Genomic DNA, 23,824 nt, shown 5'->3' with positions numbered 1-23,824 from the left:
AACCATTTTTTTTGTAAAAGCTGATCGCTCTCGGGTTTTCTTCCCAAACACCTAGCCAAACGTAGTCTGCTTTTTTTTCCTTGGCGATCTCCATAGCTTTTTGATACAGGACTTGTCCGACATTTTTGCCATGATATTCTTTTAATACATAGATACGTTCTATTTCGAGGGCTTTCTCATCTTTTAATTCGGTTTGGGATTGACCGAAGTTGATTTTTAAGTAACCGATCACCTCATTTTGGGCTAAGGCGAAATAGAACATAGAGGTTGAATTATTCAGTTCGTCGGTGAGCTTTTCGAAAGAAAACCCTTCTGTTAAATAATTAGCCATATTTTCCTCGGTATTACTTTCGGAAAATGTTTCAAAGAATGTTTCTTTGCCTATTTTTTGTAATTGATCGATATCGCTTAGGGATACTTGCTTTATTGTTATCTGTTCCATCAGTGCCTTGTTTTTAGATGTTCCATTCGTAATTTAACCAATCCTTGTTTTCTTCTGCGCCTAATCTTTCATAGAACTTTATTCCTGCTTCGTTCCAAGGTGCTACGGTCCATTTTATCTGTTTACAATTATTCGTTTGAGCTTCTTTTTTCAATACATTCATTAGTTGCTCGCCAATTTTTTTACCACGATAATTTTCATCGACAAAGAGCTCTTTCATATAGATTGCGGGGCGATTTTGGGCTGTGTATGGGAGGAAGTAATAAACGAGCATCCCTGCAATCTTGTCGCCATCTTCGGCTACAATACAATAAAAATCTGGGTTTGCTTTCTTAAAGCCACTGTCTCTGACAATTTCTGGGGTGATGGCAAAGCTGTTGATGTATTTTTCGAACACAGCTAATTCTTTCATTAAATGCCAGATTTTATCGCTGTCCTTTTCTTCGGACTTTCTAATTAATATACTCATTTTCTGAAATTGTTTATTAAGGAACGATGATGCTAGCGGATATAGTTTGGGTAACTTTAGGACAATGGATCTTATTTGTAGTAAAGTGGAGCAACATATGTTCGTAGTGAATATTGAGTCTAAGTTCGGAAATGAATTTGATGTAAATTTTTACAAATGATAAAAAAAAAGTAATTTCTTTTATTTATATCATGCGTAAAACTGTCACGTCCTGTAGCAGTTTTGTTTCAGTTTGAAAATAAAGGTATCCGATGGGTGAGATATGTTGGATATTGATGTTTTAGACTATATAGGTGTGTTTGTTTATTAGATCTTGAATTTTTTTTTATTTAACCAATTTACGGGAAAGCCCTTTATAATGGAAAGTGAGATATGTATTTTTTGGACATCATAGGACTAATCAAATTATTACAACATTAATTTCCCTTTTTCTGGTTATAAACTAAAATTAAGCGTTGCTTAAAATCGTAGTATTTATACTTGCTGAAGAAAAAGTAAATAAAAAATAATGAAACAAAAAAAGGGTACTTTCCTAGGTTATTTGCTTTGGTGGGCTTAGCGTACATGTGGATTGTGAGATTGGCTTTCATAGTCGTGGTGTTTTTACTTTCCTTTAATTTGCTTCTTTTTGTGCTCTAAATCAAGATGTTTGAATCTTGTTCTTGCTTCGTAACTATCTTGTAGTCATGTTTTTATGGCCTTTGGCGAGACCAAATTTTGAATATTTTTTGGTCTCGATTTGGTCTCGCTGCAAATGTGAATTATGGAATGATCGGGAGGCTTTAAAACGAGAAAACCCTATAAACAGTGCTGTTTATAGGGTTTTGGTACGGTTTGTACCTCAAAATGTGGAGCCGGAGGGAGTCGAACCCTCGTCCAAACATAGTATGATTTACGCTTTCTACATGCTTAGCTTCTCTTTAATTGTCGAGAGAGGGAAGGTGAGTCGCTTACCTATACCGTACTCCGTATTTGCTGTTTCTCGCCTCGGCTTAGCAAAATCACCGCGACCAGTTCTATTGTTCGATGCCCCGAATGTTAGACCAAAGAACAGGATCTAACGGGACAAATAGCTATGTTAAGTCTAACTTAAGCAGCTAAGGCGTAGTTTTCTTCGCCAGTTGTAAAGTTGAAAGTTCAGATTTAAGTGCTCTTCTTACAACGCACTGCATGCTTACATAACCATCGCTATCCTGTCAAATCCAGTCGACCCCATTATGTAAATGTAGGCTACAAAGATACGAAATATATAATCAAAAATAGCCTGTTATTACGAAAAAGCCCTATAATATTATTTGAGCAACATTGCTTCCCTATGGTTTAGCAACGCATTTAGCTTAGGTGCACCTTTGGCAAGCAAGGCTTCATGATATGGCGCTGGAACCATAATTTTATAATTACGGCCCTTTACCTCCAAGAAAAACAACGCACCATGTGCCTTTTGAGATTCATCAATCAAGAGCGTATACTTCGCCGCTAATTCATCCAACCTTTTCTCCTCCGTCAGCGATTTGATTAACTGCTGCATCACCTAAAAAACTTCCTCCGTATTATCTCCTTCATGCAAGATTAACGTAGCCGTATTCGTGTGTACCGTCAGCCTATTACTGATACTAGAAACAAATAAACGATTTAAGAACGTACGGTTGCGTTTCACAACACATAAAAGGTCAACCTTATGGGCAGCAATATACTTATTAAGTGTATTTTCGATGCTCTCATCGAAATCTAAGAAAACAAACTCAAGTTCGTAATCTTTAAAAATGTTCTCCCAATGATCAGCCACACCAATGATATCTACATCATTATTCTTATTCACATTGACACACTTCACCTTAACACCAAACTTCTTCGCAAGCTCTAGTATTTCTCTCAATGCTGCTTCATCTTTTTGGCGGAACAACGTTGTGAAGACAATCTCTTTAATACCTTGATAAGACGCCTCCCGCGGAACGGATAACACCGGTACCTTTACACCACGGATAACCCCAATCGTGTTCGAACCGAAAATTTTATCAATAATACCTGTTGCACGATTCGTACCCATAACAACCAAATGGATACCCTCTTTTTCGATAATCGTTTGTGCGTTGGAAACTACAGTACCTTCTTCAAACAAAAAGGTTAAGGGAATATCAGATCTATTCTGCTTATGCGCCATATCACGCAATTGCGCAGTATATTTTTTAAAGCTCTCGAAACGATGCAACTCATAATTTTCATAGACCTCAGGAACCATTTCTGGTTGGCCCGCATGCGTTGCTGATAAAACAGGCTGCATATAGGTATTCATCACATATATTTCTGCGTCCATCTCCTTCGCTAAGCTTAATGCATATAAAAAAGCATTGTTAGCAGCGTCTGAAAAGTCGGTAGGGAATAATATCTTTCTCATGACTCATTCGATTTTTGATTATCCTAATTTAATGCTTTTATTTTGTTTAAACAAGTTTTTATAGAACCCCAATACGCTTTTTTCTTCGCGTGTAGCGTTTGTAAATGCGTATTCGTTTATAGTAATAAAGTAAGGCTTAAAGCATGCGAAAAAATTAATCCGCTGTTCTGATAATAGAAGATTATTTAAGTAATTTGGCAATCTGAACAGACGATTTAAGTGAAGAGTATAAAACAGTATTTCAAAAGAGACAAGCCATTTTCGCTGCGCGAAGCTTTGGATGACTGTCTTTTGGCTAATACTGAGCGTGGTAAAGCCTTCCTGTATAAGAAGTATTATGGTTATGTGATGGCGGTAGTTTTGCGTTACATCGCGCAAGAGATGGATGCAGAAGAAGCTGTAAACGAAACTTTTGTGAAGGTTTTTCGGAAACTTGAAAGTTTTGAACGGCACCCCGACGAAGAGATTCTAGAAAAGACATTTAAGTCTTGGATGGCACGAATAGCTGTAAATACATCAATCGATCTTTTACGTACAAAAAAGCAAACCAATCTTTTTGAAGATAACGACGAAGAGAATGTGATGTCGCAAGCTGTTATGGTAACCGATCGGTTAGCGGTAGAGGACATCCTAAAGCTATTAAATCAGATACCAGATGTGCAACGCTCGATTTTCAATTTGTTTGAAATCGAGGGCTATACACATGAAGAAATAGGGAAGATGTTGGATATTCCGGAGAGTACGTCGCGGACGTACCTCACCAGGGCCAAGCAGCGTTTACGGAAGTTGTATGTGGAAGAATTTGGGGCATTACGTAATAGTAATCCTTAACTAAAGAGTAAGATGAAGGATAAAAATAACAAGGAATTAATCGACGTTGTCAGAGAGCAGCTTAAAGCTTTCGAGGAAACTCCATATAAACAAGGAGCCTGGGAAAGCTATAAAGCGACGTATGAGTCGGCAGGGAAGACCAGAAGGCTTACGAGCTGGTATTGGGCTTCTGCAGCGGCAGTCGTTGCTATGGGCATCGGCTTATTTATCTCCCAACGACAAACGGTTGATATTCCTGTTCAACAGGTTGTGCATACAGATCAAAGATCTACTGCTTCGCCGGCAGAGCGTGGTTTGGGCAATTCGTCCGATGCTGCAACCGAACTTCCTCTTATGAATACGAATGAAAGCGAAGAGCTTGCTCGAGTAGAAAGTGGAGATGCACATAATGCGGCCGTTTCATTGCCAAATACTTTCGCGCAACGTGCGCAGATTGCGGTGCAACAGATTCTCTCTTCAATTACTCCAGAGACAGCGGCGACCGTTCAGGCATCGCAACTTGCACATACCCATATAGCGGTGGGACGCCCCGTACTTCGAGATGTTCACGATGGTGATCCGCAGGTTGCAGATGTGGACCTTGGATTGGGATTTGCATTAGCGCAACAAGATGCTAGTTCAAATTTTAAAAAGGAGAATCAAGCCCTTGCTTTGGCGCCTAAAAAAATGCGTATCTTATCTAAAATGGAACTTGGTGCCTTTTTGAGTCCAAGTACAACAGATAGTAAAATAGATTTAGGCGGTGGTTTGATATTAGGGTATCAATTGAATGATAAGCTGACACTTCGTACTGGCGCTTCTTTCAATCAATATGAGGTGGGTATTTTACCTTCGGGAATGTATGGGAAAGAACAAGTACAAAATTCACCTGTCGTCGGTCAGGCTTCAAAAGATATGCCGTACAAAACCTATGCAACATTGCCTAATATCAATGCCGTAACAGGAAAAGTACAGACATTGGATATCCCGTTGGAATTGCAATACAAGATGGGGAAACAGTTTTATACAAGTGTTGGAGTATCCTATGCTGCTGTTTTATCGCAGGAACGCTTCAATCACTATCAAGAAAATGCAGATCCATTGATGTTTTCGTCAACCTCAAACACAGAACGTCCGACGAATGAAGATGTAAAAGTTGTCGAAAGAAAGGTGCAATCGGTGGATAATAATGTGGATCCAAATGGGTTTGCCGGATTTGTGAACTTCTCTATCGGTAAGAAAACAAACCTTTCGAAGGCATTGAAGCTTTCTATTGAGCCTTACGTGAAAATCCCTGTCGGCCAGTTTAAACGAGCCGACATGAATTATACAAACGGTGGGATAAAAGTGATTACAACCTTCTAGGACTAGATTTGATCCACCCGAACCCATCCCATTCCAGCTGCTATGGCACCTTGAACTCCCGGATCGCCGTCTTCAAATACCAAGCACTCAGTTGGATCAACTCCTAGGTTTTTCGCCGCAAGTAGAAACGGTTGTGGGGAAGGTTTACCTAGTGGAGTATCACCTGCACAAACCAATGTTTCAAATTTATCGGTAAGTCCAATTACATCCAGTGTGATAGCCAAGGTTGAACGGGACCCACCCGAAACAATTCCAATTTTTTTCTTTCCGATATTCGATAATAAATGCGCCAATACATAATCGACTGGTTGGGTATCACGAATAAAACGTTCTATAAAGATGGCTGATTTTCGTTTTGCAAACGTAGGGATGTCAAAAATAGTTTGATATCGTGTGGAGATTTCCTGCGCAACATCAATGGTGGGCCATCCTGCCAGCTCCTCCACAATATTAGGATCTAATTTAACCCCGTATTCTTCCGCAACGGCAACGTATGCCGCTTTGTGTGCGTGCATATTGTCAGCTAGCGTGCCGTCCACATCATAGAGCAAAGCCGTATAATTAGCTGACTTCTCTTCCAGCGTTTTGTATTTTTCTAACGAAATAGTGTTCATGCTGCAAACATAATAAAACCATATTAAAGTTGGGGCCATTGAGAATAAGGCGTAACGCCTCGGTATTTGTAACTTTAATGTGAGAATCTATCTTTTTTATGCTCCCGCTGTAACAATTGTTTGAGCAACTCCGTTATAGTTTCAAATTTCATAATTTAGGTTAATAATTGGTTAGTATGAACACCTGGAGCTCCCCGCTCTGGGTGTTTCTTTTTTTGTTGCGTATAAAACCAAATTTAGGTATGTTTGCTTACCTAAATTTAAAACTTAACAAACAGCTTTATTAACTTATTTTGTAGTGTTCAAACAAAACATCACCTGTTCGATCTATTTTCGACATGTCACTGTTTATGTTTGGAGGCTCATCACTAATCTTTTTATGTTGTAATGAACAAAACAAGACGGAATTTTTTAAGACAGCTGACTGTTGCGGCGTCGGTATCGACTTTGCCTGTTAGTTTAACGGCAAGTCCATTTATTCGAAGCTCCTCGTCTGATGAGGGGAGTTTTTCATTTGTTGTTGAGCCTTATTTGCAAAATCTTCAGCAAGATGAAGTAACGATCTTTACCGTGGTAAATCGGAAGGCGTTCACGTGGGTAGAACGTATGGATGAAAACCAAAAGGTAGAACGTTTTTATGAAGTACATGAGGGGCTTCGCCATGCAAATGACGTGCTATCACGAATTACTTTAAAAGGACTGAAGCCGAACACGCAATATACCTACCGGGTTTGCTCCAAAGAAATAACCAAATTTGATCCCTATAAGATTGTCTATGGGGCGGAGATAAAAACAGCCGACCGTCAATTTAAAACGCTTGATACAAAGCTTCAAGATACAGTCTCTTGTTGTGTCTTTAATGATGTGCATGAAGATACAGCGACTTACGCTGACCTTTTAGCCTTGGTGAATAAAAACACATTGGATTTTGTGGTCAACAATGGGGATGCTGTCCATCATCTATCCACAGCAGACGATTATAGCAAAAAGGCATTGGCTCCCTTATCAAAAGCCCTTGAAGGACGTATTCCAATGATAATAAACCGGGGTAACCATGAAACAAGAGGTGGATATGCATTTGACTATAATAAATACGTAAAGCATGATTCGGGACATTATTACCACAGTTTTGCTTCAGGGAATGTGTACTGGATCTTTTTAGATACGGGAGAGGATAAGCCCGATGACCATGAGGTCTATGCCGGATTGTCCGATTACGATGCCTATCGCGAGGAGCAAGCCATTTGGTTGACGAAGGTGATGGCTAGTAAGGCCTACAAAAAAGCGAAGTTTAAGGTTGTTGTAATGCATATTCCGACTTATCACTCCGATGAGTGGCATGGAACTGTACATTGTCGCAACCAGTTCTCACCGCTTTTTGATAAGAATGGAGTTGACTTAGTTGTAGCCGGGCATAGCCATCAACATGGACATTATCCGCCAGATAAGGATCATAAATATACGCTGTTGATCGGCGGTGGACCAAAAAAAGGAAATCGTACTTTGGTGACTATTGAAGGAAAAGGAAATGACTTAACCTATAAGATGTTGGGCGATGACGGGCGTATTATTGCCGAAAAGAAATTGACGAAATAACCGCCAGCCCGGTTTTGTGTAGCAGGTCGATAAGACAAACACAAGACCGGGCTGTTTGTAACTCCGGAGTTTGTGTGGATAAAACAGACGTATATTTTATTAACTTTGCTAGTAAGTAGAAAAGGGAAGATACATGTATATTATTTTTGACACGGAAACGACGGGTTTACCAAAACGTTGGGATGCACCTATTACCGATACCGATAATTGGCCGAGGTGTATTCAAATTGCTTGGCAGCTACATGATGAGATGGGGCGATTGGTGGAGCATCAGGATTACCTGATAAAACCCGATGGTTTTAATATCCCCTACGATTCCGAAAAAATTCATGGTATTTCTACCGAGCTAGCGGAACAAGATGGCGTGCCTCTGATGGATGTTCTGGTGAAGTTCAATGAAGCTTTGGCAAAAGCCAAATTTGTTGTTGGACAGAACTTGGGATTCGATATCAATATCATGGGGTGCGAGTTTTATCGTTATGGAGTTGATTCAAAGATGGCAAGCATGCCCCTCTTGGATACCTGTACCGAAGTTACAGCAGACCTTTTGAAACTTCCTGGAGGACGGGGAGGACGCTTCAAATTGCCTAATCTAACGGAGTTACACGCCTACCTATTCGGTGTTCCTTTTGCGGAGGCGCATAATGCCACCGCCGACGTGGAGGCAACTACGCGTTGTTTTTTTGAATTGGTACGTCGCGAAGTATTCACGCCTGAAGAACTACAAGTTGACACAGGTTATTTTGTAGACTTTAAACAAAATAACCCAGATTTAATTCCAACGGCTGGCCTAAAGCATATCAACTTAAAGGCCGCGTCGGACGCTATCCGAAATAAAAGTAAGTCTGGTAGTACAACGGTTGAGGTTGACGAATCCTTACTTCAAGCACTTAAAGATGCAGAGTTCGTGCATCTCCATAACCACTCCCAGTTTTCAGTTTTACAATCAACGATTTCCATCCCTTCCTTGGTGGGGGCGGCGGCTAAACAAAATATGGTCGCTGTCGCGTTAACCGACCATGGAAATATGATGGGAGCGTTCCACTTCGTGAGCAATGCGCTGAACTATAACAAAGATATTGAAGCGAAGAATGCCGATGCCATGGAGAAGGGGGAACAGCCTGTTGGTCGGATTATAAAGCCTATTGTAGGAGGGGAGTTCTATGTCTGTGAAGATCATACCGATAAAACACGGAAAGATAATGGGTATCAAATGGTCTTTTTAGCGAAGAATAAGGAAGGGTATCATAACCTCGCCAAGATGGCCTCTGTCGCTTACACTAAAGGATTTTATTATGTGCCTCGTATTGATCGATCGGTTGTCGAGCAGTATAAAGAAAACCTTATTGTTCTTTCCGGTAACTTGCAAGGAGAGGTGCCGAGTAAAGTCTTGAATATTGGTGAAGCACAGGCGGAGGAAGCTCTTCTTTGGTGGAAAGATACTTTTGGTTCTGATTTTTACATCGAAGTGATGCGTCACGGGCAAGAAGATGAGAACCGTGTCAATGAAACGTTAATTCAGCTAGCGCATAAGCATGAGGTGAAACTTATTGCTACAAATAACACTTATTACGTCAATAAGGTAGATGCCCATGCGCACGATATCCTACTGTGTGTGAAGGATGGTGAAAAATTAAGTACACCTAAAGGGAGGGGACGAGGGTTTCGCTTCGGTTTACCTAACCAAGAGTATTATTTCAAGTCGGCAGACGAAATGAAAAAGGTGTTCGCTGATTTGCCGGAAGCGATCATCAACATCCAAGAGGTACTGGATAAGATTGATATTTACTCCTTAAACAGGGACGTCTTACTTCCAAAATTCGAAATTCCAGATGAGTTTATTCATCAGGAGGATGATGAAGATGGAGGAAAGCGTGGTGAGAACGCTTTTTTAAGACATCTTACCTATGAAGGAGCGAGGAAACGATACGATGAGATTGATGAGATCGTAACCGAACGGTTAGACTTTGAGCTTGCTACTATTGAGCGTACGGGGTATCCGGGCTACTTTCTAATTGTACAAGATTTCATCGCAAAAGCGCGTGAAATGGGGGTATCTGTTGGACCTGGTCGTGGTTCTGCAGCTGGATCAGCTGTAGCCTATTGTTTGGGAATTACCAATCTTGACCCCATTAAATATGACTTGCTATTTGAGCGTTTCTTAAATCCCGATCGGGTTTCCATGCCCGATATTGACGTGGATTTTGACGACGAAGGTCGTGGACGGGTCATGCAATATGTAATTGATAAGTATGGTGCTTCCCAAGTGGCGCAAATCATCACTTACGGTACGATGGCGGCCAAGTCCTCCATTAAGGATACTGCACGGGTACTTGATCTTCCGCTTCAGGAAGCGAATGATATTGCTAAACTAATTCCGAATTTAAAGCTAAGTAAGATTTTCTCACTCGATGAAAAGTCGTTAAAAGAAGTGTTGCGGAGTGAGGAAATTGAAGCCGTTAACCGCTTGAAGTCTTTAGCAGATGGTGCGGGACTCGAAGCCGAGACTATTAAGCAGGCTCGTGTGCTGGAAGGATCCATGCGTAATACAGGAGTCCACGCCTGTGGGGTTATTATTACGCCCGACGATATAACGAACTTCGTTCCGGTCTCTTTAGCAAAAGATTCAGAACTCTTTGTTACACAGTTTGATAACTCGGTAGTAGAGAGTGCAGGATTGCTGAAAATGGACTTTTTGGGATTAAAGACCCTAACCCTGATCAAGGATACCGTAGTAAATGTTAGGCTTCGACATGGAATTGAATTAGATCCGGATAATTTCCCTATTGATGACGAGCTTACTTATGAACTCTTTCAACGGGGAGAAACAATCGGTGTGTTTCAGTATGAGTCGCCGGGGATGCAGAAGTACATGAAAGAGCTGAAACCAACTGTTTTTGCCGATTTGATCGCCATGAATGCTTTGTATCGACCGGGGCCGATGGAGTATATCCCATCCTTTATTAAGCGTAAGCATGGTATTGAGCCTATTACATACGATTTGGATGCTTGTGAAGAGTATCTGAATGAAACATATGGTATTACAGTTTATCAAGAACAGGTAATGCTGTTGTCACAGAAATTGGCGGGCTTCTCTAAGGGTGATGCCGACGTACTGCGTAAAGCAATGGGTAAGAAGCAAAAGTCTGTTCTGGACAAAATGAAGCCTAAGTTCGTTGGTCAGGCCGTTGAGAAGGGGCACAACGCAAAAGTGTTGGAAAAGATTTGGACCGACTGGGAAGCATTTGCGTCTTATGCGTTTAATAAGTCGCACTCTACATGTTATGCCTGGGTGGCCTATCAGACGGCATACTTAAAAGCACATTTTCCAGCGGAATATATGGCCGCCGTGCTTTCCAATAACATGAATGATATCAAGCAGGTGACCTTCTTTATGGAAGAGTGTCGCCGCATGGGACTGGAGGTTTTAGGGCCAGATGTAAACGAATCATATTATAAGTTTACCGTAAACGATCAAGGAGCTGTGCGTTTTGGTATTGGTGCAGTAAAAGGTGTAGGAGCAGGTGCGGTAGATACCATTGTGCAGACGAGAGAGAAAGATGGTAAGTACAAATCTGTCTTTGATCTAGCGAAGCGTATTGACTTAAGATCGGCTAATAAAAAAGCTTTTGAAAGTTTAGCGTATGCAGGCGGTTTTGATAGTTTTACTACGACGCATCGAGCGCAATACTTCCATAATGATGGTGATAACTCTACAGGGTTAGAAAAAGCTATTAAATATGGAAATAGAATAAAAGAGAATGAAAATTCAGCTCAGGCGAGTTTGTTTGGTGGTTCCGCTGCTACGGAACTTCCTGAACCCGTTATGGCCCCTTGTCCGCAATGGGGGTTAATTGAGAAACTGAAGTATGAGAAGGATGTGATCGGAATATACTTGACGAGTCACCCTTTGGACAACTATAGGTTTGAGATTAAACGATTCTGCGCTAACACTGTTCGGGATTTACAGCTTATCAACAAAGTGAAAGCGAGTGAGGTTGAAGAGGAAGTATTGATTGAGTTTAATCGGATAAAGAACAAAGAGGCCGTGGTTGGGGGAATTATAGCCATGGCAAACCACCGTGTTTCTAAAAATGGTAAGCCGTTTGGTTCCTTCATTATTGAAGATTATGGCGATTCTTTTGAGATTATGGTCTTTGGTGAGGATTATGTGAAATTTAAGGGCTATTTACAAGAAGGTTTCTTTGTGCAGATACGCGGTTTAGTCCAAGAACGTTTCAAACAAGTGGGAAACTGGGGGTTTGAGCTTAAAGGTATTCAATTGCTGTCTGATTTACGCGAGAAAATGGCCAAATCACTAACAGTACAGATTCCACTTCATCTCTTGAACAATGAATTTATTGATTTAATGGAGGATTTGATTGAAGGAACGAAACAAGAAGGACAGGAGGCATATTGTCAACTTAATTTTCAAGTAGTTGATATTCAAGGTGATATAAGTATCGAACTTCCGGGTAAAGCCTTGAAGATTATCTTGACAAATGAATTTTTGGATGGTATCGATGCAGTAGAAGGAGTGAAGTATAAATTAAATTGATAGGGTATAGAAAAATATGAATTTGCAATGGCTTTTATATTTTTTCTATTAGCTATCTTTGTATATTAGATTTACCGAAGAATTGATTAAAAATTAGATATTATGGCATTAGAAATTACAGACAGCAACTTCGAAGAGCTTGTATTAAAATCAGATAAACCCGTATTGATTGACTTTTGGGCAGAATGGTGTGGTCCATGTCGCATGGTTGGTCCGGTTGTAGATGAAATCGCAAAAGAATACGAAGGCCAAGCCGTAGTGGGTAAGGTTAACGTAGATAATAATCCTGATATTTCCGTGAAATATGGTATCCGTAACATTCCGGCATTATTATATTTCAAAAATGGCGAGATTGTAGATAAACAAGTAGGCGCTGTGCCTAAATCTGTTTTAGTAGAAAAATTAACGAAACAGTTATAAAAAAATAAAGCCGCTCTAGAGCGGCTTTATTTTTGATATGATTATTTATGGGTATTGCATTATAGTTTTTCAATTTCTACTTTTCCTTCCTTACCAGGGGAACCCGAATAAATTTGTCCTTGTGGTAAACCACGAAGCCCAGGTGCCGACATCGCAATTCTAGAATAGATCTGATTCAGGTCCGATGTAGGGTTTATAGCACGTCCACCAGCGGACACATCAACCAACAAGTAATTCTTCTTCTTTCTATCTGTCGTCTGTGGTGCGATACCATTGCCATCATATTTAAGCTTCACGATACCACCGTCCCCATTCGGATCGGTACGTGTGCCATTCATTGCATCTTCGCCTCGGGCTATCACATAAAGCGAACCTAGTTTCTTAAAGTTAATTTCAATATCGAAGTTCGATGCATTGTTTCGTCCTGCAATACCGCTAATCGATGCACGATCTCCAATTTCAGCATGTTTAACGACCAATTTAACATCTTTCTTGCCCATGAATATCAAGGATGACTTATCCTTCATGATTAATGTGTCAATATAAATGACAGACGATGAATCACGATCGTTAAAATATTGTTTTTTCTTTTTCCCCAGCTCAAGTTTGCTGATATGTTGCGTATTGGTCTGCGCCTGTATCGCGGCAGAAGTCAATAGGCCAACGAACATCAAAATTATAAAACGCTTTATTTTCATAGTGTTTAAATTTTTGTTTCTATTCGTTAGAGTATAGATACATCAAAAAAGTTTAATCACTACTGTCGCTTGTGTAAGAAAAAATTAATTTCGCTGCCTTTTGCGAAGCACCAGGTTGTCCTAACTTCTCGGCTAAGATGTCGTAATTCTCTAATACACTTGCGCGATGTTCCTTGTTGTTAATCAGCTCTTTAAGCTCATCGGCGATAGCGCGTGTCGTACAGTCTTCTTGGATTAATTCACGGACAGACAGGAAGTTATTAATCAAATTTACGAGTGAAATAAATTTTACTTTTACAAGAAGTCTAGCGATTTTTATGCTCAAAGCATTCGCTTTATATACGACAACTTGTGGTACCTTAAGTATGCCCGTTTCTAAAGTAGCTGTACCGCTGGTGACTACCGCTGCATCAGCGACCTGTAATAAATCGTACGTTTGGTTAAAGACCACTCGAATAGGAAGGTCTCCGATATAGCGTTGGTAATAATCGGTGCCAAAGTTGGGGGCACCGGCAATTACAAACTGATGGGCCGGAAATAGATAATACAAACCCACCATTTCTGGTAGTATTTTCTCAATTTCCATTTTTCGGCTCCCTGGGAGCAAAGCAATAACAGGACGTTCATTAAGGCCGTTATCTTCCTTGAACGCTGGATTAAACTGGTAGCTGGAGATCGCATCTAAAAGTGGGTTCCCGACATAATCTACTGAATAATTGAATTTTTTATAGAAGTCAACCTCAAAAGGCAGGATACACAACATGTGATCCACTATTTTTTTTATTTTATGAACTCGACCTTGATTCCATGCCCATATTTTAGGCGAGATGTAGTAGCAAACACGTATTCCTTTCTTTTTGGCGAACGCAGCAATCTTAAGGTTGAATCCTGGAAAATCTATTAGGATGAGTGTGTCCGGTTGGTAACGGATAATATCCTCTTTTACAGCTTTAAGATTCTGACGTATCGTGCTTAAATTCATCAATACTTCGACAAAGCCCATGAAAGCCATGGCAGAAGTGTGGATAAGTGGATCTTGATCGGCTGCAGTTTTCATCTGGTCGCCTCCTACAATACGAAAATCTGCATGCGGATCTTCCCGTTTTAAAGAAGCAATCAGATTTGCGCCATGAAGGTCGCCCGAGGTCTCACCGGCAACTATATAGTATTTCATATGCTTAAGCTCAATTTCTTTTTCTAGTTAAACTTAGATAAAATTGCGTTTATACGCAATTTATATGGGGATTATAAAATAGAAATCGCTTCAGTAGATAAATATCAATTAATAATTTATAAATTAGCTTAATACGAACCGGAGGATGGTTTGTTATTTATAAGATAAACAAAAACCTTATTGCCTTGTTTATCTTTTATTATAGAACCTTAATAGGTATTTTATGACAACAGAAAAAAATGAGCAAAAGGATGGGCAGTCTGTAGAAAATACAACGCCCGAGACCAAAACGACTCCCGTAACTAAACCAGCTCCCAAACCCGCACCTAAAAAAGTAACAACGAAGGTTGCTACAAAGGCTACTGTAACAGCGAAAGCTACAACAAGTGCAGGAAGCAGTCCAGAAGCAGCGGCTGGTAAAACTACAACAGCAAAATCAAGCTCAACCAAAACCACGGGAACTAAGCCTTCTGGAACTAAACCTTCTGGAACGAAAGTTAGTGCTTCGAAACCCGCTGTGGCGGCATCTAAGACAACATCAGCACCAGTCAAAACAACGGCTGCAGCTGTGAAGACCGCTACACCTGCTGCAAAAACAGCGGTAGCGCCAAAGGCGAAGGTCGTAAAGGCTACGCCAAGTAAAGCCCCTATTAAAAAGGCTACAGCAAGTGTCGGCAAAAGTACACCTGCTCCACAGACCAAGGTTGAGCCGAAAAAAGAGCTTATTCCTGTAAAGATTAACAAAGAGATCGTGCCCGTAAACGTGCTCAAAGCTAATAGTACGAGTTCTGCGGGAGTAAAGAGTAAGGCCGCTGAGAAAGAGGTAAAGAAGAGCGACAAAAAGTCGACACCTAAGAAAGAAAGTAATTCGATCGATGCGAAAGAGGTCAAAATGTTACGAAAGGAGTCTGGCTATAGTGAAGAGTTTAAGGTAAAAAAATCGAAAGATGATGCAAAAGCTGAACAGGCCAAAAGCAAAGATAAAGTGAAGGAAACGGCGAAGCTAAAAGATAAGTCTAAAGAAAAAGAAAAGGCGAAAGAAAAAGAGAATAAAGCCAAGAAAGAAAAAAAGGCAAAGCAAGACAAAAAAGCTAAAAAAGAAGCCAAGAAGAAGAGAGATAAATCCGCTAAAAAATTGAAGAAAACAATAAAAAAAATAGCAGAAAGCGTGGTGAAGAAAGATAAAAAGAAGAAAAAGAAATAATAAAAAGGGGCTGGTTAACCAGCCCCTTTTTATTATGCATTTGTACGTACTTCGTTTTTATCACGTTTTCGCTCACTTCGGATAATAAGTCGTAAACCTGAGTTTGCCGAATAGAAGGACCAAGTCCAGTTTCCGATTAACTTCCCTTTATTACGGAATCCCGCAATAGGGATAAGGTGGATCAATAACCAAGTCAACCAAGCAAATAATCCTGTAAACGATAGTTTAGGTAAGTCGGCTACCGCTTTATAACGCGAGATAACAGCCATACTTCCTTTATCCCAATACGAAAAAGCTTTTAATATATTGTTTGTGTCTTTCTTAACAATGTTTTTTGCTAATAATACACCTTGCTGCATTGCCACTTGAGCAAGTTGCGGGTGACCATTAGGGAAGTTCGGGTCGCTCGATTGAAAACAGATATCGCCGATAGCGAAGATATTAGAATAACCTTGTACGGCGTTGAATTCATCGACCAAGACACGGCGACCACGCGTGATAACCTCTGCCGGTAGTCCCGGTAGTTCACGTGCAATAACACCCGAAGTCCAGAGTAATGTTTTTGTTTTTATTTCAGTACCGTCCCCTAAAAAGACGACATCATCTATGTAATCCTTAACAGCAACGCCTAACGTAATTTCTACTCCCAAATTCTCAAGCACACGTTTTGCCTCCTGTTGTGCTACTTTGCTCATCGGCCCCAGTAGGGCAGCACCCGCATCAACCAAGAAGATTCTTGGTTTGATCTCTTTTAATTCAGGGTACTCTCTTTTGATGATACGATCGCTGAGCTCAGCAATCATTCCGGAAAGCTCAACACCAGAAGGACCACCACCAGCAACGACAATATTTAAGTAGGCGTCCCTATTTGGGTCGTCTTTACGTTGGATATATTCCTCTAGGTTTAGTAATATTTTATTACGAATAGCTAACGCATCACTCATATTCTTCATGGGAAACGCATTTTTCTTCACGTTTTCCATGCCAAAATAGTTCGTCTCTGTACCGGTCGCTAATACCAAATAATCATAAGAAAGAACGCCAGCATCTGTCTCAATCGTGTTATCGGCACTGTTGATCTGGATTAATTTTCCCAGGTGGAAAGAAAAGTTTTTGTATTTTCTAAACAGTTTCCGGAAAGGAGCACTGATATTAGAAGATTCGATAAAAGCTGTTGCTACCTGATAGATAAGAGGGGGGAAGAAGTTATAGTTGTTGATATCCACTAAGGTCACATGGTAGGCCGGATTGTCGCCTAGCGCCTTAATGAAGTTAATACCCGCGAATCCTCCACCTACTATAACAATATGTTTTTTGATGTCTGCCATAAATACACTGATCGTTTTGTTCTGCAATCGATATAAGGTGGTTGTCTATGCAATAAGTGAATATACAAACCACCTATAAAGAAGGTGCAAAATTAGATAAAATTTATCGTTTATCCGCGATAAAAGCATGAGGAATATCGAAAGGATTACTTCCGAACAGTCACTGCATTTTTATGTGCTTGCAATCCCTCCAGCTCCGCTAAGATCTCTACGGTCGCACCTATTTGCTTTATTCCTTCTTCATTAATATGTTGAAACGTTATTTTCTTCACAAACGAATCTACTGATACACCAGAATATGCACGTGCGTATCCAGATGTAGGAAGGGTGTGGTTTGTCCCCGAGGCATAGTCTCCTGCACTTTCTGGCGTAAGGTGTCCTAAAAAGACAGAGCCAGCATTTAAGATCCTCCGCGTTAATGGTTCCCATTCGGCAACTTCCAAAAGTAGGTGTTCAGGGGCATAGCTATTGGAGAACTTCATCGCATCCTCAAGATTGTTTGCTAAAATAGCATATGAATTTTCTATTGCTTTTTGCGCAATATCTTGACGCGGTAATTGTGCCAATTGCTGCACAAGCTCTTGATTCACACGCTCGATAAGCGATTCTGTTGTTGCGACAAGTATAGCTTGACTGTCCGCTCCGTGCTCTGCTTGTGCCAATAAATCGGCCGCCACGAAAGTAGGGTTGGCGGTTTCATCAGCAATAACAAGTACTTCAGAAGGACCCGCAGGCATATCGATACTTACATTTGTCATACTTTGAACCAAGCTTTTTGCTTTGGTGACAAATTGATTTCCCGGGCCAAAGATCTTGTCTACTTTTGGTATTGTCTCCGTACCAAAGGCCATAGCAGCGACAGCCTGGGCACCACCTACAAGATAAATGCGTTCTATCTTAAGTAAATGCAAACAGTAAGCCACGTATCCGTTAATCTTACCATCTTTCTGTGGAGGCGAACACACGACTATTTCTTTACATCCCGCAATGCGTGCTGGGATACCAAGCATGAGCAATGTACTCGGCAAAACTGCGGACCCCCCAGGAATGTATAATCCAACTTTTTCGATTGGACGAATTTCCCGCCAACACTTCACACCGGGCATTGTTTCGACCACGCGTTCTCGTTTTACCTGAATGCTGTGGAAACGGTGAATATTTTGAAAGGCAATTTCCAGGGCGCGCTGCTGTTCCCGTGGGATACGCATTGCTAGGTCTTCAATCTCTGATTTATCGAGATAAAGGGTATCAAGGGAAACCTTATCAAATTTTTGAGCCAATTCTTTTAAGGATGAATCGCCGCCCGTACGAACGTTTGATATGATATCGAGCACAACATCTGTTACCTGAAGGCTCTCATCGGCATTGCGCGTTATCAGTCGTTGTATATCCGTTTCGGATAAAGTGCTATATGGATAGGTTTTTAGCATGTTACATAATGATTTTTTCGATCGGCATCACCACGATACCTTGTGCACCAGCAGCTTTCAACTTATTGATCTTATCCCAGAAATCATCTTCCGTAATAACGGTGTGTACAGCCACCCAACCATCTTCTGCCAAGGGCATTACCGTCGGGCTTTTGACGCCGTGCAGAAGTTCCGTAATTTGTGGGAGGTTAACCTTCTCGACATTCAGAACCACATATTTGGTTTCTTTCGCCCGTAGTACCGATTGTACCCGTTGCAAAAGTTCACATAGTGTAGGATCTTCAGCAATTCCATTGCGTCCAATTAAAATGGCTTCTGAGTTTTTAACGTCGATAAATGGTTTTAAACCATTGCTTTTAAGGGTTCCACCAGTCGAAACAATATCACAGATTGCATCGCTAAGGCCTAGTCCTGGCGCTATTTCTACAGAACCAGAGATTTCTTGGATGTTGGCATTAATGCCCTTTGAAGTTAAAAAGTCTTGTAGGATTACAGGATAGGATGTTGCGATAGACTTTCCATTTAAATCAGAAAGCTGCTCAATATTAGAATCTTTAGAAACGGCAATCTTAAGCGTACATTTGCCAAATCCTAACCGTTGTAGGTAAGAGACTTCGACCTGTGTTTCATCGATTACATTTTCCCCAACAATACCCAAATCTGCTATGCCTTGCGCAACGTAACCGGGAATATCATCATCCCGAAGGAAGAGGATTTCTAGGTTAAAGTTATTGACACGTGTAATGAGGGAGCTTTTGTAGTTCTCGAAATCTAAACCACAGTTTTTTAATAATTGTACAGATTTTTCGTTTAATCTACCCGATTTTTGGATAGCTATTTTAAGATTTTTCAAAATATAAGGTTTTGCTTTTTATTATTAATAATACAGAAAAAATACACCGGGGGAGAAACTGCTTCACGTAGAAACATAAACATTACATATCGCCAAACTGGCGATGATGCATATGTGTATGAATAGTGAACAATGGTGTCATTTTTATTAATAATATAGCAAATGTAAGCTATTGCTGTAGAGATATCAAGTATTTGGTGAAATAAATATTAATTTCTTACAACAATAGCCCTTTATTTACTTTATAATGCGTTTTATCTTATTTGATTTCTTGATTAACTTATGTAATCCTTCATAATCTTCAGCCGCTAGTTTATTATAGAGGTTTTGAAGCTGTTTGATATGTTCTTCCAATACTTCAAGCACATTTTCACGATTCTGCTTAAAGATCGGCGTCCACATCTCCGGCGACGATTTCGCTAAACGTACTGTTGATTGAAAACCGGAACCAGCTAATTCAAAAATACGCCCTTGTGATTTTTCTTTCTCCAAAACTGTTAATGCCAAAGCAAAAGAAGTTAAGTGCGAAATATGTGACACATAAGCGGTATGTTCATCGTGTTCATCGGCATTCATGAACGAGGTTTTCATTTCCAATTGTTCAGTCACCGCATCAGCGAGCTCGAAAGCATCTTCGTCCGATTTAAAGGCTTCAACGTAAACCATCACCTTTTCTTTGAATAATCCCGGGACAGCTGCCTCTGGACCTGAATACTCCGTTCCTGCCATTGGATGTGCAGCCACGTATCGACCACGTTTTGGGTGATCGGCAATGGTGCGTAAGATATTTGTTTTGGTCGATCCCATATCAATAACGACCTGATCGGTAACCTTATCGAGTAAACCCGGAAGTATTTTGACTATAGCGTCAACCGGGATGGTCAGGATAATAATCTTGGCTTGTTTAAGCGCTTCCTCTAAGGGCAGAATCTCATCGACTAGACCGAGCTGAAGCGCTTTCTTTTGGTTGGCTTCATTTTTTTCTACACCAATTATTTTTTGAGCAAATTGGGTCTCTTTTAAGCGGATTCCGATGGAGCCCCCAATAAGACCGATACCAACTATAGCAATATTCATGTTCGTTGTTCTATCGTTTATTAGCGAATAGTTTTAATTCTTTCGATCGCTTGATCCAATACTTCCGTCTTGGCACATAGGCTAATCCGTATATAACGGTTCCCACTAGAGCCAAAGATTCCCCCTGGTGTAATAAAGACATGTGCTTTATCTAATACATCATCTGTTACAGCGTAACAATCTGTTGCATCGTCAGGTATGCGAGCCCATACAAATAGACCAACTTGTTGTGGATCGTAGGTACAACCAAGCAAATCCATTATAGCTTCCACTTTTTTACGTCTTATTCCGTATTCTTCGTTTAATTGCGTGTACCAAGTGGCTTCCAATTGTAATGCAACGGCCGCAGCCAGTTGAAGAGGAAGAAACATACCGGAGTCCATATTACTCTTAAAGCGCATAATTTCAGCGATACGGTCCGGATGAGCAACGAGCATACCGACACGCCAACCAGCCATATTGGATGATTTGCTAAGAGAGTTCAGTTCAATGGCTACATCCATTGCGCCCGGAACCGAAAAGATACTCATCGGTTTATCATTTAAGATAAAGCTATATGGATTATCGTGGCAGATAAGAATGTTATGCTTTCTACCAAAAGCAATGACGCGCTCGAAAAGATCATAAGTAGCAAGTGCACCTGTTGGCATATGCGGATAGTTGATCCACATAAGTTTCACTTTGGAGAGATCACGTTTCTCCAAGGCCTCTAAATCCGGGAGCCATTGATTTTCTGCACAAAGTTCATACGGAACAATCGTTGCTTCTGTAAGACGCACGGCGCTGGTATAGGCGGGGTACCCTGGGTTGGGAACCAAAGCTTCATCACCAGCTTGCAAATAGGTCATACAAATGTGTACTATTCCTTCTTTGGAACCGATCAGGGGAAGAATATCTCGTTCGGCGTCAAGTTGCACATGATAATAGCGCGCATACCAGTCGGCCATAGCTTGCCGTAGCACAGGAGAGCCCTTATAGCTCTGATAACCATGCGTGGTGGCCTTGGCCGATTCCTCGTTCAATACCTTGATAACATCGGGATGCGGAGGTAAATCTGGACTTCCGATACCGAGGTTAATGACTTGAGCGCCAGATTTATTCATGGCGTCAATTTCCCTAAGTTTCTTCGAGAAATAGTACTCCTCTGTTGCTAGGAGTCTATTTGCGACTTTAATATCCATTCTGATTTGCGATTTAAGCTGCCTAAATTACAGATTATCTATAAGACTTGTAGACAAGTTAAGGTAAAATATTATCTCTTTTATATGGCGACGACTGTGGGCCTCAAGAGTGGTTGTTTGTGTTAATCTCCGTAAACGTATGTTAAATAAACGACATAATTGAAATAAACATTCGTTTCATTTCAGCGTATATGTTTATTTGAGTATGGTTTTTATTACTTTTGTAGCTTATCGGATTACATGAAAACTTATTTTAGACTGCTATCGTTTGCAAAGCCTATTGAGAAATACGCAATTCCATATATTATCTGTACCATTATTACAGTCATCTTTGGAACGTTAAATCTCGCTCTATTAGTGCCTTTGCTGCAAGTATTGTTCAAAGGTACTGGAGATGCAGACCTGCAGCCTGTAGCTGTCGCAGAAAAACCATCAGGTCTGGATGATCTAGGTGGATGGTTTACATATTATGCAGATAAGCTGTATTATGAATTAGGACCCTATGAAGCATTAAAGTACGTCTGTATCGTTATTATTGCCTCTGTATTTTTAAGTAATGTGTTCCGCTACCTCTCGCAGCGTATCATGGAAAATCTACGTATCCATACGTTGCTGAATCTTCGCAAGTCTGTTTTCGATAATGTGATGGATCTGGATTTAGCGTATTTCACGAACCAGCGTAAAGGAGATGTGATTTCAAAAATCGCATCAGACGTTCAGGTGGTACAGTTCTCTGTTACAGCAACATTACAAGTGGTGTTTAAAGAGCCACTACAGTTGATTGCTTATGTCTTTGTACTTTTTTCTTTGTCGGCGAAGTTGACTTTGTTCTCTTTATTAGTTATTCCAGTTTCGGCATTTTTTATATCGCGGATTGTAAAGCGATTGAAAGAGCAAGCACGCGAAGGACAACAGTCATACGCCAATATGATTTCATATTTGGATGAAGCTTTGTCAGGCATAAAGATCATTAAAGCATTTAACGCCGTTCCGTTTGTAAAAGATAAATTTAATAACGAGAGTGCAAGCTATTCAAAGATTATGCGTCGTATGGCACGTCGTCAACAAATGAGCTCTCCCGTTTCCGAATTGCTGGGCGTAGTGATGGTGGCTATCATTTTGTTGTATGGTGGTAATTTGGTTTTAAGTGGTCAGGGTGATTTAAAAGCATCTGAATTTATCGGATATATTGCTGTTTTTTCACAAGTGATGAGACCTGCGAAGGCATTAACTGATGCTTTTTCAAATATCCACAGTGGTATTGCAGCAGGTGAACGTGTGCTTGATCTTATTGATGAGAAGAGTCACGTGAACGACAAACCAGACGCGGTGGCTTTAAAATCTTTTGAGCAGTCTATTGTATTTAAAGATGTGCATTTCGCTTATGGCGAAAAGGAGGTATTAAAAGCGATTAATATAGAAGTCCCTAAAGGAAAGACAGTCGCTTTGGTGGGGCCTTCCGGAGGTGGGAAATCTACGTTGGTAGATCTTATTCCGCGCTTTATGGATGTAACAAGCGGAGCGATCTTATTTGATGGTACAGATCTTCGCGATGTACAGCAGGAATCTTTACGTGCGTTGATCGGAACCGTAAATCAAGAATCTGTTTTATTTAACGATACCATTTATAATAACATCGCATTTGCAAATGAAAGTGCGACGCAGGAAGAAGTGGAGCAAGCGGCTCGCATTGCAAACGCCCATGAGTTTATCCTGAAAACTGAAGGTGGTTACGATACGAATATCGGCGATCGTGGGGCGAAGCTATCGGGAGGGCAGCGACAACGTATATGTATCGCCCGTGCTGTACTTAAAAATCCACCGATTATGTTGTTGGATGAAGCAACCTCGGCATTGGATACCGAATCCGAAAAGTTAGTTCAAGATTCCTTGTATAAACTGATGGAGAATAGAACAACTGTTGTGATCGCTCACCGCTTGAGTACGATCCAAAATGCCGATAAAATTGTGGTGATAGACAACGGTACTGTGGTAGAACAAGGAGGGCACCTGGAGCTTATTGCGAAAGGCGGATTATATAAACGCCTGATTGATATGCAACAGTTTGTAGATTAATATTTTAAAGCGACTCTGGTGAGTCGCTTTTTTTGTGCCAGTCATTTAGAGCAGCGAAATGCACCCATATTTTCTTCGCTTTATTGTGCATCTGTTTGCCTTTTTAGGCGGTTTTTAAAAGAAAAATAGCTAAG

19 protein-coding genes and 1 other RNA gene are annotated in these 23,824 nt (G+C 40.6%); 7 read left to right on the top strand and 13 right to left on the bottom strand.

All coding sequences use genetic code 11. From position 1 onward, the window contains the following. The 5 genes from B9Y69_RS05380 to B9Y69_RS05360 form a co-directional block, all read right to left on the bottom strand. The coding region (locus tag B9Y69_RS05380; protein WP_085471936.1) for a GNAT family N-acetyltransferase at positions 1 to 442 on the bottom strand (442 nt) is incomplete at its 3' end. Between the two features lie 13 nt (positions 443 to 455). Further along, positions 456 to 911, bottom strand: a complete 456-nt coding sequence (locus B9Y69_RS05375; protein WP_085471935.1) for a GNAT family N-acetyltransferase — start codon at positions 909 to 911, stop codon at positions 456 to 458. A gap of 846 nt (positions 912 to 1,757) precedes the next feature. After that, positions 1,758 to 2,125, bottom strand: a transfer-messenger RNA (tmRNA) gene (ssrA, locus tag B9Y69_RS05370). Between the two features lie 77 nt (positions 2,126 to 2,202). Beyond that, positions 2,203 to 2,439: a hypothetical protein gene (locus B9Y69_RS05365; protein ID WP_085471934.1), complete on the bottom strand. Its 237-nt coding sequence runs from the start codon at positions 2,437 to 2,439 to the stop codon at positions 2,203 to 2,205. Positions 2,440 to 2,442: 3 nt separating this feature from the next. Beyond that, positions 2,443 to 3,306: a universal stress protein gene (locus tag B9Y69_RS05360; protein ID WP_085471933.1), complete on the bottom strand. Its 864-nt coding sequence runs from the start codon at positions 3,304 to 3,306 to the stop codon at positions 2,443 to 2,445. A 219-nt stretch (positions 3,307 to 3,525) separates the two neighbouring features. Here B9Y69_RS05360 and B9Y69_RS05355 point away from each other — a divergent pair, with 219 nt between their 5' ends. Further along, positions 3,526 to 4,137, top strand: a complete 612-nt coding sequence (locus B9Y69_RS05355; RefSeq protein WP_085471932.1) for an RNA polymerase sigma factor — start codon at positions 3,526 to 3,528, stop codon at positions 4,135 to 4,137. A gap of 12 nt (positions 4,138 to 4,149) precedes the next feature. After that, positions 4,150 to 5,481, top strand: coding sequence for an outer membrane beta-barrel protein (locus tag B9Y69_RS05350; protein WP_085471931.1), 1,332 nt, complete (start codon positions 4,150 to 4,152; stop codon positions 5,479 to 5,481). 2 nt (positions 5,482 to 5,483) lie between these two features. Here the strand turns inward: B9Y69_RS05350 and B9Y69_RS05345 are convergent, their stop codons facing one another. Next, positions 5,484 to 6,095, bottom strand: coding sequence for an HAD family hydrolase (locus tag B9Y69_RS05345; RefSeq protein WP_085471930.1), 612 nt, complete (start codon positions 6,093 to 6,095; stop codon positions 5,484 to 5,486). A 387-nt stretch (positions 6,096 to 6,482) separates the two neighbouring features. Here B9Y69_RS05345 and B9Y69_RS05340 point away from each other — a divergent pair, with 387 nt between their 5' ends. From B9Y69_RS05340 to trxA, 3 genes are all read left to right on the top strand, one after another. Continuing rightward, positions 6,483 to 7,691, top strand: a complete 1,209-nt coding sequence (locus tag B9Y69_RS05340; RefSeq protein WP_085471929.1) for a purple acid phosphatase family protein — start codon at positions 6,483 to 6,485, stop codon at positions 7,689 to 7,691. Between the two features lie 133 nt (positions 7,692 to 7,824). Continuing rightward, complete coding sequence (gene dnaE / locus B9Y69_RS05335; RefSeq protein WP_085471928.1) at positions 7,825 to 12,249, top strand: DNA polymerase III subunit alpha; 4,425 nt, start codon at positions 7,825 to 7,827, stop codon at positions 12,247 to 12,249. 102 nt (positions 12,250 to 12,351) lie between these two features. Beyond that, positions 12,352 to 12,669: a thioredoxin gene (gene trxA, locus B9Y69_RS05330; protein WP_085471927.1), complete on the top strand. Its 318-nt coding sequence runs from the start codon at positions 12,352 to 12,354 to the stop codon at positions 12,667 to 12,669. A gap of 59 nt (positions 12,670 to 12,728) precedes the next feature. Here the strand turns inward: trxA and B9Y69_RS05325 are convergent, their stop codons facing one another. Beyond that, positions 12,729 to 13,367, bottom strand: a complete 639-nt coding sequence (locus B9Y69_RS05325) for a hypothetical protein (protein WP_234991106.1) — start codon at positions 13,365 to 13,367, stop codon at positions 12,729 to 12,731. A gap of 52 nt (positions 13,368 to 13,419) precedes the next feature. Next, entirely contained in the window at positions 13,420 to 14,541 is a 1,122-nt protein-coding gene (gene lpxB, locus B9Y69_RS05320; RefSeq protein ID WP_085471926.1) for a lipid-A-disaccharide synthase, read from the bottom strand. A 223-nt stretch (positions 14,542 to 14,764) separates the two neighbouring features. Here lpxB and B9Y69_RS19085 point away from each other — a divergent pair, with 223 nt between their 5' ends. After that, complete coding sequence (locus B9Y69_RS19085) at positions 14,765 to 15,745, top strand: hypothetical protein (protein WP_144036500.1); 981 nt, start codon at positions 14,765 to 14,767, stop codon at positions 15,743 to 15,745. Between the two features lie 32 nt (positions 15,746 to 15,777). On the opposite strand, the gene B9Y69_RS05310 is transcribed toward B9Y69_RS19085, so the two are convergent. From B9Y69_RS05310 to B9Y69_RS05290, 5 genes are all read right to left on the bottom strand, one after another. Then, positions 15,778 to 17,073, bottom strand: a complete 1,296-nt coding sequence (locus B9Y69_RS05310) for an NAD(P)/FAD-dependent oxidoreductase (RefSeq protein WP_085471925.1) — start codon at positions 17,071 to 17,073, stop codon at positions 15,778 to 15,780. 146 nt (positions 17,074 to 17,219) lie between these two features. Then, positions 17,220 to 18,503, bottom strand: a complete 1,284-nt coding sequence (gene hisD, locus B9Y69_RS05305; protein WP_085471924.1) for a histidinol dehydrogenase — start codon at positions 18,501 to 18,503, stop codon at positions 17,220 to 17,222. 1 nt (position 18,504) lies between these two features. Then, a complete protein-coding gene (gene hisG / locus B9Y69_RS05300) occupies positions 18,505 to 19,356 on the bottom strand; it encodes an ATP phosphoribosyltransferase (RefSeq protein ID WP_085471923.1) in 852 nt (283 codons plus the stop codon). A gap of 237 nt (positions 19,357 to 19,593) precedes the next feature. Beyond that, positions 19,594 to 20,433, bottom strand: coding sequence for a prephenate dehydrogenase (locus tag B9Y69_RS05295; protein ID WP_085471922.1), 840 nt, complete (start codon positions 20,431 to 20,433; stop codon positions 19,594 to 19,596). Positions 20,434 to 20,453: 20 nt separating this feature from the next. Then, positions 20,454 to 21,614: a pyridoxal phosphate-dependent aminotransferase gene (locus B9Y69_RS05290; protein WP_085471921.1), complete on the bottom strand. Its 1,161-nt coding sequence runs from the start codon at positions 21,612 to 21,614 to the stop codon at positions 20,454 to 20,456. A 240-nt stretch (positions 21,615 to 21,854) separates the two neighbouring features. Here B9Y69_RS05290 and B9Y69_RS05285 point away from each other — a divergent pair, with 240 nt between their 5' ends. Continuing rightward, positions 21,855 to 23,690 carry an ABC transporter ATP-binding protein gene (locus B9Y69_RS05285; protein WP_085471920.1) on the top strand — a complete coding sequence of 612 codons (1,836 nt, stop codon included), beginning with the start codon at positions 21,855 to 21,857 and terminating at the stop codon, positions 23,688 to 23,690. The last annotated feature ends 134 nt before the right edge of the window (positions 23,691 to 23,824 follow it).

The organism is Sphingobacterium psychroaquaticum, assembly GCF_900177625.1.
Classification (GTDB): domain Bacteria; phylum Bacteroidota; class Bacteroidia; order Sphingobacteriales; family Sphingobacteriaceae; genus Sphingobacterium; species Sphingobacterium psychroaquaticum.
This window is presented reverse-complemented; position numbering and strand designations above follow the sequence as displayed.